Consider the following 18597-nt stretch of genomic DNA (forward strand, 5'->3'; position numbering starts at 1 on the left):
GGATAAGCTGAAACCATGATTTGTCATTGTAGGTTCTAACGTGCCAGGAATTAGTATTGCCTATAGCAGCGTTCATCAGATATATCAGATTGCTCTTGCTGCTCAAGAATTAGGCGAACTGGACAATTTTTACTGCTCTGTAATTGATGCCCCTGGTAAATGGGGCAGTCTATTTTCTCTGCTTTTTGGACGCGATCGCTTAATTAACCGTCGTTGTCTAGAACTGGATTTGCGTCATGTTACAGAATATCCCTGGCCTTTGGCAATGCAATATTTCAAGCAAATACAGCGCAAAAGGCTAGGGGCAGCTGATTGGGAAGCCACCAACAATCTTTTTGATCAATGGGCAGCAAATAAATTAAAGTCTGCCACTAGCCAACTTTTTGTAGGTGTAGAAACTTGCGCTTTGCGGTGTTTAGCAGTAGCTCATCAGCGTGGCATGAAAACTCTTTTAGATTGCCATCAAGTACATCCAGATTTTTTGGATAGAGTTATCGCTGAAGCTGCGACAGATTTAAATATAACTTTACCGGAAAATATAGATACTCCAACTTGGCGCAAACAAAAATTACAGGAATTTGAACTCGCAGATTTTTTGCTAGTGATTTCTGAACCGCAAAAGCGGAGTTTTTTGGAGGCTGGGTTTGCTGCCAATAAGATAGAAGAAATCACATTGTGGGCAGATACAAATCTCTTTTATCCACCCCCAGCACCAATTACGAACAACTCAAATGTATTGCGTGTGTTATTTGTAGGTGGACTCTGTTTACGTAAGGGAGTTCCCTACTTATTACAAGCAATAGAGTTATGTGGTTCCGGTGTGGAACTAACTTTAATTGGTGCTAAAACTTCCGAAATTACCCAGTTTTTGGAAAAAGCAGAAGGCAAGTTTAATTATGTGCCAACCATGACCAAAGCTCAATTGCGAGAATATTATTGGCAGTCGGATGTGCTGGTTTTACCTTCGTTAATTGATACCTTTGGCTGGGTAGCAATGGAAGCAATGGCTTGTGGTTTACCTGTAATAGTCAGTGAAAACTGTGGTGTTCCGGTTCCTGATGAGAACTGGCGAGTGCCGATTATGAATGCGGAGGCGATCGCCCAAAAACTATTAATGTTACGCGACAATCGAGAATACTGTGCAAGCTTAGGTGAAATCGCCGCCCAATTTGCCCAAAAATTTACTTCTAAACTTTATCGTGAACGGTTACAAGATTTATTTAAGCAAATTTTGTCAAGGGGATAGGTGACAGGTGACAGGTGACAGAGTAAAAAGTCTTTTACTGTTTAAGTTTTATAATTTATCGATGTACTAATTACCTTAGTTATTGCTCTAAAAATATTGAATATCAGATGATTATTCAAATAGTTCCACAAATGCCTCCAGTGACTAATGGAGTCAGTGATTATGCAACAATATTAGCTAAAAAATTGCGTGAAAATTTTGGCATATCAACCTGCTTTGTTGTAGGCGATCCTACTTGGGATGGAGCTACAGAAATAGATAATTTTCAAGTTTATAAAGTTAACGAGCGTTCTGCAAAAGCCTTAGTTTCTGTTTTAGAAGAAATTGCCTCATCTTCGCCTAAGATACTTTTACAATATGTTGGCTATGGTTACGCGCCACGCGGTTGTCCTTTTTGGCTGGTAGATGGATTACAACAGTGGCAAAAAAGGACAAATAAAGGTACTTTAGTGACCATGTTCCATGAATTGTACGCTACTGGTTATCCAATTTGGAGTAGCGCGTTTTGGACAGAACCAATACAAAAGTATCTTGTGGCTCGTTTGGTAAATATGAGCGATCGCTCTATTACTAATAAGCCTGAATATGCAAATATACTAAACAAATTTAACACAGTAAAAAACGCGCAAATTCCGATATTACCTGTATTTTCAAATGTGGGTGAGCCAGAAAAAATCAAACCGCTATCTGAGCGAAAACCACGGCTAGTTATTTTTGGTGGTGCTGGTAATCGATTAAAAGTTTATGAGCAATCAACCAATTATCTAAAACGCGTTTGTCAAGAGTTAGATATTCAAGAAATTATTGATATTGGGACACAAATAAAACTGCCAATATCTGAAATTAATCTTATTCCTATAGTGTCATTGGGGCAGCAATCGGCTGAAAAAGTTAGTGAAATTCTGCAAGATTCATTGGTAGGTTTTTTCTATTATCCTCTTGACTTTTTAACCCGTTCAGGCACTTTTGCTGCCTATTGCGCTCATGGTGTAATACCAGTTTGTACAACCTACTATGCTTGGGGTAAAGAACAGGATGGATTAGAAGAAAACAAGCATTATTTTTTAGCAGATAACCAAAGTCAGCAATTGAGTCTATCTCTGGGAGAAGCGATCGCACAAAATGCCTACAATTGGTATCAAACCCATAATTTAGCTAGGCAAGCTCAGATATATAGCGAAATTTTAAAATAAAAAATGAAAATATTTATATATTCCTCTGTTTTTTACCCAAATATTGGTGGGCTAGAAACAGTTATGTTAAATCTCGCCCATGAATTTGTTAGTCATGGTCATGAGGTTAAATTAGCCACTCAAACTCAAACAAATGAAGTTGATAATTTTCCTTTCGAGATAATTCGATGTCCTACCATTAATCAACTTTTCAACTTAACCAGTTGGTGTGACCTTTCGTTTCACGGTTGTATAAGTTTAAAAGCAGTTTGGCCTGTTTTACTCTTAAAAAAACCTTTGGTAGTTACTCATCAGACATGGTATCGTTACCCAGGAACTAAACCAACATGGCAAACTACACTAAAGCATTTAATAACGCGCTTTGCCACTAACATAGCACCAAGCCAGGCGATCGCAGATCAACTCCCTGGCTTTACAACAGTAATTCCCAACTCCTACCAAGAAGATGTCTTTTATGAAATACCCGAAATTAGCCGGAATCAAGATTTAGTCTTTCTTGGGCGTTTAGTTTCAGATAAGGGTGCTGATTTACTTCTCAACTCACTAGCACTGCTTAAACAAAAGGGATTGGAACCCAGACTAACAATTATTGGTCAAGGGCCAGAAGAATCTCAACTCAAACAACAAGCACAAACCCTTGGGATTGCAAATCAGGTTCAATTTGTAGGAACTCAGCGAGGAGAAGCCCTAGCTCGACTCCTAAATGCTCACAAAATCCTAGTTGTACCATCTAAATGGCAAGAACCGTTTGGAATTGTGGCTTTAGAAGGAATTGCTTGTGGATGTGTTGTTGTAGGTTCACAAGACGGAGGCTTGAAAGATGCTATTGGTTCATGTGGGGTAACATTTACCAATGGAAGCGTAGAAAATTTGACAAAAGTATTAGCCGATTTATTAACCAATCCTGATAAATTTGAGATATATAAAACACATCGAGAAGCTCATTTAGCAAGACATCACAAAGACTCCGTTGCTAAAGATTATCTTCAAGTTATGGAAAAAATATTGCAGTGAACTTAATACTTTTGGCTCTACCCTTTTTAATAGTTATATTCATTGTCTTCACTAACGTAAGCTGGCAACAGTTAGTTAAGGGAGCATTATTTTTAATTATTTTAGATGGTGCTTTGCGAAAGTGGATTTTACCACAAGCCAGCAATTTAATGTATCTTTTAAAAGACTTTGTTTTAATTCTTGCCTATATTAAATATTATCTTTTATCTCCTAAGCAACACTCACTACTTAAAAACAACTATACATATACTATCCATACTTTATTAGCCTTATCTACAATATGGTTAGTATTTCAATCTTTCCATCCTGATTTGGGTTCACCGATTATTGGCTTTTTTGGATTGACTCGTTATTTACTATATGTTCCTTTGATGTGGATGCTTCCCTATTTATTTAATTCAGAGGAAGAATTATATAAGTTTTTACGCAATTATCTTTTGTGTTTAATTCCAGTTTGTCTTTTAGGAATAGCTCAATTTTCTAGCCCTCCTACTAGCCCGCTTAACGTTGCACCTGGAGGAGAAGAAGCATCTGCATCACTGGGATTTGGCGAAGGTAAACTGAGAATATCTAGCGTATTTGCTTTTCCGAATATTTATACATCATATTTAGTATTGAATTTTGGTTTTTTAGTTACTTATATTACAAATCCAGACAAAAAATATCAGATATGGAAATTGATTATTTTCTTGGAATTATTATTAATGGTAGCTAATTTTTTCATGACTGGTTCGCGGGCAGTCCTTGGTTATAGTGTTTTTATCCTAGTATTTTATTTATTCATTAAAAGTTTCGATAATTTTTCCACAACTATCAAGTTTCTCAAAAAAATGGCGATTCCTGCTGTATTGGGAGTGGTCGTCTTATCTCATTATTTTGCTCCAGCACTAGAAGCTTTTTCATCTCGTGGAAGTGTTATAGATGCCGCTAAAGGTGATAATCGAATAGCTTATGCTTTATCTATTCATACTCTACCTGGCAAATTCTTTCTCGATTCGTATGGTACAGGTGCAACTCAATCGGCTCGTCAAACTTTTCAAAGATTGTTTCGCTTACCCAAAGGTAAATTACCTCCACCTGCTGAAGCAGAAACCCATAAGATAAATATTGAAATTGGCATAATTGGTTTTACATTTTGGTATGGAATGCGTCTTGCTCTTTTAATGGCAACTTGGTCATTGTATAGACAACTCACTAGACCATTTCTAAAGGATTTAGCACTAGTTGCTTTTCTAATTCATGTACTGTGGTTTACAGGTCAGGTTGTGGTTCATCCTTTGGCTGTAGTTTACTATTGGTTCTTAAATGGTTTTATTTTCTTATTACCTCGATTAGAAGCAATAGAAAATTACCGCCAACAACAGCGTATGATGTTGGCTTATGAACAAGAGGCATATAGCAATTCTATTTAATTTAAAACTGCTTGTGGAGGAAGAAAACAGTAGGGTGTGTTACGGCTATGTAAGGATTTGAAGTTTAAGAAAATCAGGATTAGCCGTAACGCACCATATCCTTCGGTGCGTTATAGCAACGCTTAACGCACCCTACTGGCGTGTCAAGGCTAAATTTGTGCATTAACAATCAAGCAAAAAATATTGATTTATCTCACTCTTCACAAAAATATAAAGCAACATTTTAGTCTAGACACGCCACTACAATTTAAGCTTTATTTTATAAATCATCTCTACAGCCACCTATAAATATTATATTTAAATGCAAAATATCAAAAACAAAAAAATTCATCTTTGGTTTCCAAATATGTTTGAAGCCAAGGGAGGAATCCAAAGTTATTTATTTTATCTATTAAAAGCAACAAATGAATATATTCCTAATTTAAACATAGAAGTTTATAACAAATTAGATAAACAACAAAATAAGCAACTCTCGGTTGCAAATAATATTAAATTCTATTTTTACGGCAATATACCCCATACTATCAAAAGCATTTATTTTGCTTGGAGTTTGATTTTAGCATCACTCAAAAAACGACCGCATCTAATTTTAACGGGTCACATTAACTTTGCTCCTGTAGCTTACTGGATTCATCGGATAACAGGAATTCCATACTGGGTAGTAGTTCATGGAATTGATGTTTGGGGTTTGAAAAATCCTCTTAAACAAAAAGCTTTACTCTCAGCAGCAAAAATACTTTCAGTTAGTGGATATACACGCGATCGCCTACTCAAAGAACAAGCCATTAACCCTGATTCAATTTCGCTTTTACCAGTCACATTTGATCCATCCTTGTTTGAAATTGCTCCTAAACCAAAGCACCTTTTAGAAAGGTACCATTTAACTCCAGAACAGCCAATTATTTTAACGGTTGCTCGGTTATCTAGTAGTGAAGGTTACAAAGGTTACGACAAAGTTATTCGCGCATTACCGCAAATTCGCCAGCAAATTCCTCACGTTCACTATTTAATAGTTGGTAAAGGTGATGATCGTCCTCGCATTGAAGAACTAATTAAAAATCTCAACTTGCAAGAGTCTGTAACTCTCACCGGATTCATCCCAGATGCAGAATTAGTGCCTCACTATAACTTGTGTGATGTATTTGCTATGCCGAGTAAAGGTGAGGGTTTTGGCATTGTCTATCTTGAAGCTTTAGCTTGTGGAAAACCTACATTAGGAGGAAATCAAGATGGCGCAATTGATGCACTTTGTCATGGTGAACTTGGGGCATTAGTTAATCCTGATGATATAGAAGAAATTGCTCAAACGCTGATTCAAATTTTACAGGGTACTTATCCTCATGCTTTAATGTATCAACCTCAAGTACTACGTTATAAAGTAATTAATACTTTTGGGTACGATCGCTTTCAAGCTACTCTGGCTAGCTATTTGGATGAGTATTTCCAGGCAAGTTTAAGGAGCTAATATTTTAAATGTGTGGTATTGCTGGAATTCTGACAGTTAATCAGCATCAAGATAACTTGCAAACCATTATTCAGGGAATGCAAGCCGCTATAAGGCATCGTGGCCCTGATGATTCTGGTATTTATATTGCTCAAGAAAAACAAGCCGCCCTCGCTCATACTCGTCTAGCAATTCTCGACCTCAGCTTTGCTGGACATCAACCTATGTCTACGCCTGATGAGCGTTACTGGATTGTTTTCAACGGTGAAATTTATAACTTTGAACAAATTCGTAACGACTTGATTAGTCAAGGCGAACAGTTTAAATCACAAACAGATACAGAAGTAATTCTCAAACTTTATCAAAAAGTCGGTTCTGATTGTGTCCGTTATTTACGCGGGATGTTTGCCTTTGCTATTTGGGATAATGTTGAAAAAACTTGTTTTTTAGCTCGTGACCCTTTAGGTATAAAGCCACTTTATTATTGTCAATCTGGCTCAACATTAGTTTTTGCTTCCGAACTTAAATCTATTCTGGCATCCCGTTTACCTGCAATTAATTTGAGTGCGGAGGGATTGTATGGTTATTTAATTAGTGGTTCTGTTCAAGAGCCAAATACGTTAATTGAAGGAGTTTATTGCTTAAGTGCTGGTCATTATTTGCATTGGCAAGCAGGTAAAATTAATCAACAACAATATTGGCAAATTGATTTTACACCAGCAGAAATTTCCCTGGCGGAAGCGAAAGAAAAGGTCAGGGCTGCTTTAATTGATTCCATTCAAAACCATTTTGTGAGTGATGTACCTGTAGGTATATTTTTGAGTGGTGGGATTGACTCAACAGCAGTTTTAGCCTTAGCACGTCAAACCCAAAAAGGTATACTAAAAACTTACTCAATTGCATTTGCCGAATCAGAGTGGAATGAAGGCGACATTGCCAGCAAAGCGGCTCAAGAATTTGATACTGAGCATACAGAATATAAAATTACTGCTGATTTAGCTAAAGCTCTATTTCCCAAATTTTTAGAAACAATTGATCAACCAAGTATAGATGGCTTTAATACCTTTTGTGTCTCTAAAGTGGCGCATGACGATGGCACAAAAGTTGTGCTTTCTGGCTTAGGTGGAGATGAACTATTTGGCGGTTATGGTTCTTTCCAAAAAGTTCCGCAAATGGTGCAATTAGGTAGAAAGATTAAGGCTTTTTATCCTCTCAATATTGGCATTGGAAAAGGGTTAGAGAATTGGGCGCGATCGCCTCAACTACGTCGCTTAGGAGATTTCTTACAGCAACCTCCCGACTCCCGCGCCGCTTACCGCAGTTTTCGCGGCATATTCTCTCATCAAGAAGCTTGCAAAATAGCTCAACGATATCTTCCAGATCGTGATTTACCTCATCGCTACAACAAGAATCAAATTACTTCTCAGCCTACATTAGAAGATGAAGTAAGTTTATTAGAAATTAGTGGCTATATGCGTAATCAGCTATTAAGAGATAGCGATGTTATGAGTATGGCTTGGGGTTTAGAACTGCGAGTTCCATTAGTTGACCGTATGCTTGTAGAGACAATTTCTTCAATTCCTAGCAATCTGCGTTTAATGGCTAACAAACAGTTATTAATTGAAGCCGTTCCAGAATTGCCGACTTGGGTTTACAATCGCCCCAAACGTGGGTTTTACTTCCCGTTTCAACAATGGCTACAAGATGAATGGCATGAGTGTTTTAGGCGAGTTCCTGATTTCAAAGATATACCGCTAGGTATGTGGTATCGTCGTTGGAGTCTGGCTCTACTTCAGCATTGGTGGGACAACATTTCAAATTAAACTATTAAATATAAAACTGATATTTAATTTTTGAAAAAACTCAGTACATTTTTACTTGCATTCTTTACTGTTGCCTATTGCCTATTGCCTATTGCCTGACTACACCAGTATGTTCATTAATTAAACCGGATTCCTATATGAAAACACATCCCCAGCAACTAAGGGTTTGTCAGGTAGTTGCTAGTATAAACGAAGTTGTTGGCGGCCCGGCTTATTCTGTAACTAACCTAGCTCAGTCTTTGTCTGACCAAGGAATTTACTCTCATTTATTCACTCTTGATTATCAAAATGCCGGGAAACAAGTCCCGACTAAAAATGTCAAACTTCATAGTTATACTGCAACAAAATTAGCCCAATATCTGCGGGGATTTCAACCTAGTGCTGGCTATGCTTTACAACAAATAGCATCAAGTGAATTAGATTTAATTCATAATCATGGGCTGTGGATGTTTCCGAATCTATATGCTCGTCAAGCTGCTGTCAAAAATAATTTACCATTGATAATTTCTCCAAGGGGAATGCTGGAGTCATGGTCTTTAAGAAATAGCTGGTTCAAAAAATTACCTGCATGGTATCTGTATGAACAGCAGAATCTAAAAAAAGCGATCGCATTTCATGCAACATCCGAAGAAGAAGCCCAATCTATTCGCAAACTCAATTTTCATCAACCTATTGCCTTAATTCCTAATGGAGTCAGTTTACCTGACTTGAGTAACCTACCCAGTCGAGAAGTTTTATTCAATCGTTTCCCTGAACTAACTCATAAAAAGTGGCTCTTATTTTTATCTAGAATTCATCATAAAAAAGGCATAGACAACTTACTTATAGTCTGGAAAAAACTAGTAAGTCAATTTCCTGACTGGCATTTAATCATTGCTGGCCCTGACTTAATCGGTTATCAAGCCAAACTAGAAGAGTTAACAGCCGAATTGGAATTACAACCCCAAGTTACATTTACAGGAATGCTTTCGGGAGAACAAAAAGCTTCTGCTTTGTGTAACGCAGATTTGTTTGTGCTACCAACTCATTCAGAAAATTTTGGCATCGCCATAGCAGAATCTTTAGCTTACAGAGTACCCGTAATTACTACCAAAGGTGCGCCTTGGAAAGATTTGGAAACTTATGGTTGTGGTTGGTGGATAGAAGATAATCAGCAGGCACTTATGGATGCTTTAATAGAGGCGATAGAAATGCCTGAAAGCCAACGACAAGCAATGGGTTTAAAGGGGCGAAATTTAGTTGAAACCAAATACTCTTGGAATGCGATCGCTCAAGATATGGTAAGTGTTTACCATTGGGTTTTAAATGGGGGTACTCTTCCCAGTTGTATGCAAGTTAGTGAACGCGCTTAGAAGAGGTCAATGTGAAAATTGCTATTGCTACAGGCCCTTGGTTCCCTGTTCCCACGCTACAGGGAGGAGCGCATCACCGTCTCTGGCAAGGTTTGGCAGAAGAATTTGCCGCCGCAGGCCACAAGGTGACTATTCTATGTCGTTCCTATCCAGGACAACCTGATACAGAAATAATTAACGGTGTTGAATACATCCGTAGAGGTGGTTTTTCCCAAAGTCCCAATATCTGGTTCGACTTGCTGAAAGATTTAACTTATGCTCTGTTGACTTTTCCGACTTTACCCCAAGCTGATATTTTAGTAATCAACGATTTTTGGTTGCCTGTATTTGCTCCACTACGTTCTCAAGTAGGGAAAATTGTTGTCAGTGTCGGTCGCTTTCCTAAAGGGCAGTACCCTTTGTATTCTCGTGTAGATTTGTTTACTGTTTTGTCGCAGGCAATTTGGGACGGAATTGCTCAACAGTATCCTAATGCAATTCCCCGAATGCGACTAATTCCTAACCCTGTTGACACTCGCGTTTTTTATCCGCCTACTCAACCCAAACCAGAGCGTTCAGAAAAGGTAATTTTATACGTCGGTAGAATCCATCCTGAAAAAGGAATTCATCTTTTAATAGATGCTTTTGCTTTATTATCTCAACAAATTCCTCAAACCAAGTTAAGAATTTTAGGGCCGACAAGAGGCAATCAAGGCGGCGGTGGCGAAGGGTATTTCAATCAGCTTAAATTGCAAGCTGAAGGTTTAAAAGTTGAGTTTTTAGAACCGATTTTTGATACTAATAAACTTGCAGAGATATATCGAGATGCAGATTTATTCTGTTACCCTTCATTGGCTGAAAAAGGTGAAGCCTTTCCTATTGCTCCTCTAGAAGCAATGGCAAGTGGCTTAATTACGATAGTATCAGATTTATCTTGCTTCAAAGATTATATAGAACACCAAAACACAGGCTATTTCTTTGACCATCGTGGCTCTAATGCAGCCCAAAATTTAGCAGATACGCTAAGAATGGCTATTCTTAATCCTAGAGAAGATGTTTTACAGATGGGTATTAAAGCTAGCCAAAAAGCATCTGAATTAAGTTACGAACGTATTGCTAACTTGTATATTTCTAACTTTCAAGACTTATTAAAGTGAGGTTTTTGATGATGAAACAAGTAACTCCTCTCATCCTCACCTATAATGAAGCACCTAATATTAATCGCACCCTTAAACATTTGTCTTGGGCTGAAAAAATTGTAGTTGTTGATAGCTATAGCAATGATGAGACTCTAGAAATTTTGCATTCTTATCCCCAAGTGCAAGTATTTCAAAAAAAATTTGATACCCATACTACTCAATGGAACTATGGTTTAGACAAAATAGAATCTAAATGGGTGCTTTCGTTGGATGCAGACTATATTGTTACAGATGAGTTAGCTGCTGAAATTGCAGCTTTACCAGATGATGTCCAGATAAATGGTTACTTTGCCAGATTTAAATACTGTGTGTTTGGCAAACCTTTAAGAGGTACAATACTTCCGCCTCGTCAGGTTCTGTTTCGCAAAGACAAAGCAATTTATATAGATGATGGACACACTCAGCTTTTGCAAGTAACTGGTGAATCAGCAATGCTTTCTGGTTATCTCCATCATGACGATCGCAAATCTTTGAGTCGTTGGTTATGGGCGCAGGATCGCTACATGATCATTGAAGTTAAGAAATTACTAGAGACTCCAGCACATGAACTCAGTTTAGGCGATCGCATCCGCAGGCAAAAGCTATTTGCTCCCTTTATTATCTTATTTTATTGTCTAATTCTAAAAGCAGGAGTTTTAGACGGCTGGGCTGGTTGGTATTATGCTTTTCAGCGAATGCTAGCTGAAACTTTGTTATCCATCCGCTTGATAGAATATGAGAAATTATATCAAAACCAGAATAATAAAAATTGATGAATAAAATCTTATCTAAATTTCGTAAATATAAAATACTAATAATTATTATTGCTATCTTGGTATGTATTGAGATTTATTTAAGAATTGCATTTGGGCTAGGCAGTCCTGTTTTGAGTCAAGCTGATACTTATACAGGCTACCGTTTTCAGCCTAATCAATCATTAGTTCGCTTTGGCAAAAAAATAGAATATAACCAGTATTCTCAACGTTCTGAACCTATAAATTTACTAAAACCTAAAGGAAACTTGAGAATCTTAATGGTTGGAGATTCCGTTCTCAATGGCGGCAATCCTATTGACCAAAAACAAATAATTACTGAACAATTAGAAGATAAATTCAAAGCTTCAGGAGAGCCGACAGAAATATTAAATGCTTCTGCTGGCTCATGGGGAATTGGTAATCACTTAGGTTATTTAAAAGAGTTCGGCACTTTTAACAGTGATGCTGTAATTTTGCAAATTGGTACGCATGACCTCACTCAACCGACTAGCACAAGTGAACGCGTAGGCAAAGATCCTAACTACCCAAATCATCCTCCTCTTTTAGCAATTCAAGAGGCTTTGACGCGCTATATACTACCTCGATTTTTAGGAAATGTGAACTTAAACCCATTTTCTAATCAAGAAATTCCTCAGTTATCTCCTGCACAAGTAAATCAGCAATTTCAGAAGAACATGGAGCTTTTCAAAGCAGCAGTCAAGCTTGTGCGTGAGAAAAAAATTCCTATTTATGTACTGTTTACACCTAATCGTTACGACTTAATTCCTAAACCTGCAACTCCACCTTATAAACCGGAGTTTATGCAAGTGCTGAAGTCTCTACAAGTACCAATATTTGATACTTACGAAGCTTGGTCTAAACTACCAACTAATGTTGTTGCAACCTACTTTCGAGATGAAGTTCATTTAAGCGAAGCAGGGTACAAAACAGCAGCTAATTTAATTTTTCAGCAGCTTTGCATAGAGCAAAAATTTTCCGGTTGTGTTTTAGCGTCACCTTCGCGTTCTCAGTGATTGTTCATGGCTAAGTTGCATCGCCAAATCAAAAAATATTTGATTTTGGTTCTAGCTAGTTGTTTTCTGACATTACTACTTTCTATTCCTGTGCGTCTAGCGATCACATCTCAACAAGCACCTCAACCCCAAGCTATCCTTATGCTTGGCGGACTCACAGGAGAAAGAGAAAAGTTTACCGCCCAATTCGCTCAATACTATCCAAACCTAGAAATTTGGATTTCTTCTAGTATTAACCCTCAAAAAGTCAGGGCAATTTTTCAAGCCGCAGGTATTCCCGAAAGCCGACTTAATCTTGATTATTCTGCTGTTGATACTGTGACTAATTTTACTACATTAGTAGACAAATTCCAGCAACGTCAGATACAACACCTATATCTGATAACTTCAGATTTTCATATGCACAGAGCCAGGGCGATCGCTACTATTGTCCTCGGCAGCAGAGGTATCATTTTTACACCCCTAACTGTCCCATCAAACGCACCTCAAGAACCTATACTTTCAATTATTCGTGATATTGTCCGTTCCTTACTTTGGGTTTTCACAGGTTATACAGGCAGGTAAATATAGCAAAGACTAACTCCGGATAATAGAAATCAAGGGTTTGAGTAAGGGTGCAGGGGTATGGGGGTAAAAGGGTGTTGGTGTTCAAAACCCTTTCACCCAGCTTTAAAGGATAGCCTCAGTGCGTAAGTCCTGATAGCAATGAACAGAGTTGAAAAACTTCAACTCTGTTCGCTGTTCCCTGCTATATGTACAAGGTTCTAATTGTTAAGACATCAGTAGATGAGAAAACTTAGACACTCAAAGACTTTTAACCCTGTCACCTATCACCTATGACCTGTCCCCTGCTATATCTCAATCTACATGAACTAAGATTTTAGATTACTTCGTCAAAAGTAACCATAAAGGGGTTGCCATTAACTGGATTAGAAAATCCATGCATGAAGATCAATTCTTTTCCATTTGAGTCAACAAATGGTATTCTTTCTCCATTCCAATTAAACCCGTCATTAACCATATAGTTAACAACTTGTTTGCCGCCGAAGTCCATGACTGACATAACATGAGAGTACATCATTTTACCTGCCCCTGCACCACCAAATCCAGCACCATCTGTTGATACTGCCACACCTACAGGATCTTTCAGGCGGGAATCACGCAACACTCCGTTAATTGTGCCATTGTAAAATGCGTAGTAAATAGCTCGGTCACCACGACTGGTAATGAACAAGTCATCGTTAGAAGTGCTAAAAAATCCATGAAACATCTGAACTGGATTTTTACCGACTTTGAATGTTTTAAACGGACTGTTAGGAACAGCAGGCGTAGCATATGGATCAATCAGCGACTCGACATCATACATCCGTACAGTACCATCCATAGCCGCGATATATGCCGTCATTAAAGGCTTGCGTTCTTCACCTTCTTGTTGCGATCTGGGATTTTTAGCAGTATTGTACCAGTTCCCCGTTGCAACCGATGTTGGTTGATTAATAGTTAATACTTTTGATACAACTGGTTTCTGCTCTGGTGCGTAACTAAATGCATATGGCCATTGGTTAGGCTTTGCCCCTTCATTCTTTGTTTGATTGAAGTTGTCTTGAGTAGTCAAGTGCATCTTACGGTAGTACTTTAACAGAGGACGGAGGTCGATAAATGCAACTTTATTTTCTGCTCGTGAACTAACGATCGCATATCCACTTTGAGCCGTCTGCTTCCACTTATTATTATTTACATCATCCCATTGCCTGTTATACCAAAGGTTACGTACTGATTGTAGGTTCAAATCGTCATCGACGTTATCACTATGTCCTCTTGTATTTCCCAGTACTGTGCTGACAGTTACATCAATTGCATTCGGTGTCGCAAACGGCAAATCAATATATCCAATCAGCTTCACACCTTGCACCGTCGGCCATCCAGGCAGTCCCCAGTAGTATCTCTTCTCCTGTCCGTTCTGGCGATTTTTCACCGCTAATACTGCTACTTGTCCCTTACGGTTATAAGTATCCCAAACCGTTACTAAGACAAATTCGTTGTTATTAGTAACCGTCATTGCTGTCGGAACTTTCCCCGCATCAAGTTTTGCCGAACGGTAGCTATAGCCTTCCGAGGTATATCCATCGTTGCCAGTTCCAGCAATCCCTATCAGACCATTTTGGAAGGCTAAAAAGCCAGTCACAGAAGCACCGCCAACACCTCTAGCTGTGGCAACTGGTGGTAGAGGCAGTGTATTGCCTGAAGCCTCATAATATTCCTGCACTGCTGGAGTTGTAGGAGTACTAATATTATTCCGATTCCACCAATCTCCAGTCCATTCTGCACGTACCCTCAAGCACAACCCATTATCTACAAAGCTGATAACTCCATCAGAATTTCGCATATTTGATGAGCCGAACCGATACTCAGGTGGTGCATCTGCATCAGGAGAAAATAGCATCTGTCCTGAGGTCATCCAAGCTGCTCCTGGGTCACCGTCTGCCCCTGGGTTGACGCGGCACCAAGAACCAGCGTTTTTGCGAATTATCCCATCTTTTGATGGTTGATATACCAACGGAAACGATTCTGCTGTCGAGTGAAAGTCGCTATATTTGGGGCCGAAACGATAATCGAGCATCTCGCGCTTGTGATAGTTCTGCGCTACGTTGGTGTATTCTGACCAATTTATAGTTCCGTCAGCAGAGAGAATCCGCTCTTTCCAAAAAGTACTTGTTGGTGCTGATGCTGGTGTTGGTGTTGGTGCAGATTTGGGTACTAATTCTATATAATCTACCCTGGCGTACTCTCCGCTATTGTCGTTCCCTTGAATTTCAATCACGTCTCCTGAGTTGAGTGTGATGCCTGTTGCTACGGTACGCTTCACTAAATTGTTATTAGTGACGTAGTTAGTTCCTAGATTTTCGTTGAGGCTCCATGAAGCAACTTGGTTGCCTTTGATTTTTACTGCTAAATTACCAACGCCGTCGTTTTCATCAAAATAAGCCACAACTACATCGTAGGTTCCGGCTGTGCCATTAAAGCTGGTTGTGGCAGTCCCTGTCTCTGTCTCACCACCCCCTGCCAAGCTGATCATGCTTCCACCAGAAGCAAATGTACTTGCCTCTAAGCGATACACACTGCGTGTCATCTTTTCCGCTTCGATGCGGATGGGTGTGGTTGTCGCCTGTGCTAATTGTACGTTGGTAATAAATTTCTTTAACTCACCATTCTGAACAGAGTTATTATTTGTGTCTTTGATTGCGGTTGAATAGCTTCCTATTTGGGATGTATTCGTTGCGCCTAGATTAGCTGCATTGGTGGGAACCGCACCAAAATAGGCAGCAAAAAATAGGGCAGTAGGAGAATAAACTACTGTCAGAAGATTATTAAAAAGCTTCATAGAACCTCTTAGCCTATGTCATCTTGGGAACACACTTGTATCTGATAATTCAGAAGTTCAGAACAATTTAGGGATGGACACACAAAACAGGAATTCGTACAAAAGTACCACCAATTGGCAGCCTTTTAACAATTGATTCTTTCAAGTAAGCTATAAAACTTACTCTCAGATTAAATCTGAGCCGAAATCTTTAATTTCGACTAACGTGAAGTTGAATTGATTAAAAAACTAAGTTTTAGAGCATTGGTTTTAAATGCGATTAGTCAAATCAAAAAGATACCGTGAACACTCGTTACTGATACCTCCCCAATAAACATGAAGTTTTTAAAATCCGCATGGGTAAATTTACCATAAATTCATTTACTATAGAATCCAAACGTAGTAAAATCACCCGAATTTATTACACAAAAAACTTCTATAAGCTATAGCTGATAAAGCTTTTAGGAATCTCCAAGAATTTGCCTTTAGGGTGATAAGTTAATGAGTTTTTAGTCTTTGTTGGAGATCAGTCAATAGAAGTTATGCTGTTTATCGTCAAAATGATGGTAGAATTATTTATAAAAAACTTAAGCTCAATCAGTGTAAATATAAGTAAAACTATCTAAGCGCAAACTTAAAAGATAGTTAATGTTGGGTTCATTATCCTTTACCCTTACCCTAATTATTCTGATTGCTGTAGGTTTAGCGATCGCGTCTCACTAAACATACCAACCCCAAGCTATTCTCATGCTTGGTAGCACTGTATAAGGATAATTAGAAAAATTTATATCTGACATTTTGCTTGCTAGGTCTTGCTCCCCCCAAGACAAGTCAAAATTCCCGTACTGTAAGTATTTTCCACAGTCGGCTTCATCTGGACTATTACGCGATTAACTTGATAAATCTACTGACTTTAATTAATTGACTTATGCGGTTAGATAACTATACCCTTGGTACTTATACTCCTGGCGCACCTTTATGGAAACAAGTTTTGTGGTACTTCCTCGGCTCGCCTTTAGTACAAAACCGTTGGCTAACTACATCAGCTTTTAAAGCCTGGATACTTCGTAGCTTTGGAGCGCAAATTGGTAAAGGTGTGCGTATCAAGCCAGGAGTTCGTATCAAGTTTCCTTGGCGATTAACTATCGGCGATTATGTTTGGTTAGGAGAAGAAGCTTGGATAGATAACCTGGCTACTGTGACGATTGAAAATCATGTTTGCATATCTCAAAGTGTTTATCTCTGCACAGGAAATCATGACTGGAGCCATCCTGATTTTAAATTAATTACTGCCCCTATCCACATTCAAGAAAATAGCTGGATTGCGGCTAAATCAGTAATTGGCCCAGGTGTAACAATTGCCAAAGGAGCAGTGTTAACTTTAGGAAGTGTTACCGGAAAATCCTTAGATTCGATGATGATTTACGCAGGTAATCCGGCTCAACCTATCAAACAGAGAAAAATGTGATATTTGAAGTAGGCAATAGGGAAGTAGGCAACAGGCAATAGGCAATAGGTTTGAAATGCTGTTGGTATATCACTTTGTTCTTAAAATTTGTAGCTAATTTACATCTGCTGTAGATGCCTTTACTAACACTATATTAATTAGTAATTGCAGAGGATTAGTCTCAGCCTCCCAGTCAGAGAGGCTATATTTGTTATGGTATTTAACTAAGTGCGTGAGTCACGCAAACGTAATCTTAAAAGCCGCAACCAACGCAACCAAGTTTGTGCAGGTTGTTCAAAAAAAGTGAAAATATCACCAAAACCCAAGTTAGTTTTATGATGGTGTAGCCAGTGCCTTTCTGGAGTGGTGATGAATAGAATTTTGCACACAACATTTACTAAATGTGGAGTTTGCCAACCTAAAACAGCAACGTGTCTCCACCACACGTGAAACTGTCCTAATAGTAGCCCGAAAATTACGCCAATTGGAGATAAATGCCATAAAATGGCTGCCATGACTAGATAAGGTAAAGCTCCTAAGATGCCATCTAACAATACCTGAAAATTTAAAGTTAATATGGCATAGTGGCGAAAGTCTTTCTTCCAGGAGTGATGTGTTTTTAAGTGGAGACTACCAAAAACATGATCGGGGATGTGATAAACAAATGTAGATAAAAAATCACCCACAAATAATAATAACCAAGCAACAGCTATAGTCTCAAGCATTTGCACTCCTCATTCAGTCAAAAATCCACACAAAAATCTCAATATGATAGTTGCAGAATAGACTTTTTGCTATGCAAGCAGTATCTCTGCATTTTCTAGGCTAAGAGTATGCCTAATTAGAAAAATTACAGCTTTACTTATGCCCAATTTTGAATCTAGCCATAGGTAGGAAAAACTGTAATTTAACTTTTGGTTTAAAGGAATGAAATAAATACATCTTAATCTCGATAGATTTAATGTAGTTTTTTATTTCTCCCCTCATAATATTCTTATTAAGACAGACTGGATGAGCAAAGAAAGGGTTAAAATTTGTACAAATTTAGGTTAAGGGTTGTCTGAAAATTATTCAGCTTGAATTTTAAAAACTCAATATAGTTAAAAACTAACCAAAAGAAGAATTAACTTGTACAATAGTCCGGTTTGATTACTAAAAAAACCTCTAATAGGAAGGCAATAAGCAACAGGCAATAGGCAAAAGTAAACAAAGCAGGCAAAAATCTACTGATTTTTAATATTAAGTAGAAAGGCACAAATAAACTTAACTAGATAAGTCTTGGGCAAAATAGCTAAAAACCTCTTCCCTCCTGCCCTCTGGAGACACTTGCGTGGGCGGGTTTCCCGACTTGAGTAAAGT

14 protein-coding genes are annotated in these 18597 nt (G+C 38.3%); 12 read left to right on the plus strand and 2 right to left on the minus strand.

All coding sequences use genetic code 11. From position 1 onward, the window contains the following. Positions 1-40 precede the first annotated feature (40 nt). The 11 genes from H6G76_RS29030 to H6G76_RS29080 all read left to right on the plus strand — a co-directional run bounded on the left by H6G76_RS29030 (position 41) and on the right by H6G76_RS29080 (position 12994). A complete protein-coding gene (locus H6G76_RS29030; RefSeq protein WP_190708823.1) occupies positions 41-1246 on the plus strand; it encodes a glycosyltransferase family 4 protein in 1206 nt (401 codons plus the stop codon). 107 nt (positions 1247-1353) lie between these two features. Next, positions 1354-2439 (plus strand): glycosyltransferase family 1 protein, encoded by a 1086-nt coding sequence (locus H6G76_RS29035; RefSeq protein WP_190708824.1) that lies wholly within the window; start codon positions 1354-1356, stop codon positions 2437-2439. A gap of 3 nt (positions 2440-2442) precedes the next feature. After that, complete coding sequence (locus H6G76_RS29040; protein WP_190708826.1) at positions 2443-3453, plus strand: glycosyltransferase family 4 protein; 1011 nt, start codon at positions 2443-2445, stop codon at positions 3451-3453. Then, positions 3450-4865, plus strand: coding sequence for a hypothetical protein (locus tag H6G76_RS29045; RefSeq protein ID WP_190708828.1), 1416 nt, complete (start codon positions 3450-3452; stop codon positions 4863-4865). Before H6G76_RS29040 ends, H6G76_RS29045 begins: the two co-directional genes overlap by 4 nt. 346 nt (positions 4866-5211) lie before the next feature. After that, positions 5212-6330, plus strand: a complete 1119-nt coding sequence (locus H6G76_RS29050) for a glycosyltransferase (RefSeq protein WP_242056557.1) — start codon at positions 5212-5214, stop codon at positions 6328-6330. A gap of 8 nt (positions 6331-6338) precedes the next feature. Next, on the plus strand, positions 6339-8132 hold the full coding sequence (asnB, locus tag H6G76_RS29055; RefSeq protein ID WP_190708832.1) for an asparagine synthase (glutamine-hydrolyzing): 1794 nt from the start codon (positions 6339-6341) through the stop codon (positions 8130-8132). A 137-nt stretch (positions 8133-8269) separates the two neighbouring features. Further along, positions 8270-9484 carry a glycosyltransferase gene (locus tag H6G76_RS29060; RefSeq protein WP_190708833.1) on the plus strand — a complete coding sequence of 405 codons (1215 nt, stop codon included), beginning with the start codon at positions 8270-8272 and terminating at the stop codon, positions 9482-9484. An 11-nt stretch (positions 9485-9495) separates the two neighbouring features. Then, complete coding sequence (locus tag H6G76_RS29065; RefSeq protein WP_190708835.1) at positions 9496-10620, plus strand: glycosyltransferase family 4 protein; 1125 nt, start codon at positions 9496-9498, stop codon at positions 10618-10620. A gap of 8 nt (positions 10621-10628) precedes the next feature. Further along, entirely contained in the window at positions 10629-11414 is a 786-nt protein-coding gene (locus H6G76_RS29070) for a glycosyltransferase family 2 protein (protein ID WP_190708837.1), read from the plus strand. Continuing rightward, entirely contained in the window at positions 11414-12430 is a 1017-nt protein-coding gene (locus tag H6G76_RS29075; protein WP_190708839.1) for an SGNH/GDSL hydrolase family protein, read from the plus strand. Before H6G76_RS29070 ends, H6G76_RS29075 begins: the two co-directional genes overlap by 1 nt. 6 nt (positions 12431-12436) lie before the next feature. Further along, complete coding sequence (locus H6G76_RS29080) at positions 12437-12994, plus strand: YdcF family protein (RefSeq protein WP_190708841.1); 558 nt, start codon at positions 12437-12439, stop codon at positions 12992-12994. Between the two features lie 316 nt (positions 12995-13310). Here the strand turns inward: H6G76_RS29080 and H6G76_RS29085 are convergent, their stop codons facing one another. Next, positions 13311-15812, minus strand: coding sequence for a hypothetical protein (locus H6G76_RS29085; RefSeq protein ID WP_242056558.1), 2502 nt, complete (start codon positions 15810-15812; stop codon positions 13311-13313). 907 nt (positions 15813-16719) lie between these two features. On the opposite strand from H6G76_RS29085, the gene H6G76_RS29090 reads away from it, so the two are divergent. Further along, on the plus strand, positions 16720-17259 hold the full coding sequence (locus tag H6G76_RS29090; protein ID WP_190708842.1) for a WcaF family extracellular polysaccharide biosynthesis acetyltransferase: 540 nt from the start codon (positions 16720-16722) through the stop codon (positions 17257-17259). A 203-nt stretch (positions 17260-17462) separates the two neighbouring features. Here H6G76_RS29090 and H6G76_RS29095 read toward each other — a convergent pair whose 3' ends face one another. After that, positions 17463-17963, minus strand: a complete 501-nt coding sequence (locus H6G76_RS29095; RefSeq protein ID WP_190708844.1) for a fatty acid hydroxylase — start codon at positions 17961-17963, stop codon at positions 17463-17465. Positions 17964-18597: the final 634 nt, after the last annotated feature.

The sequence above is a fragment of the Nostoc sp. FACHB-152 genome, assembly GCF_014697475.1.
In the GTDB taxonomy this organism is placed as follows: domain Bacteria; phylum Cyanobacteriota; class Cyanobacteriia; order Cyanobacteriales; family Nostocaceae; genus Nostoc_B.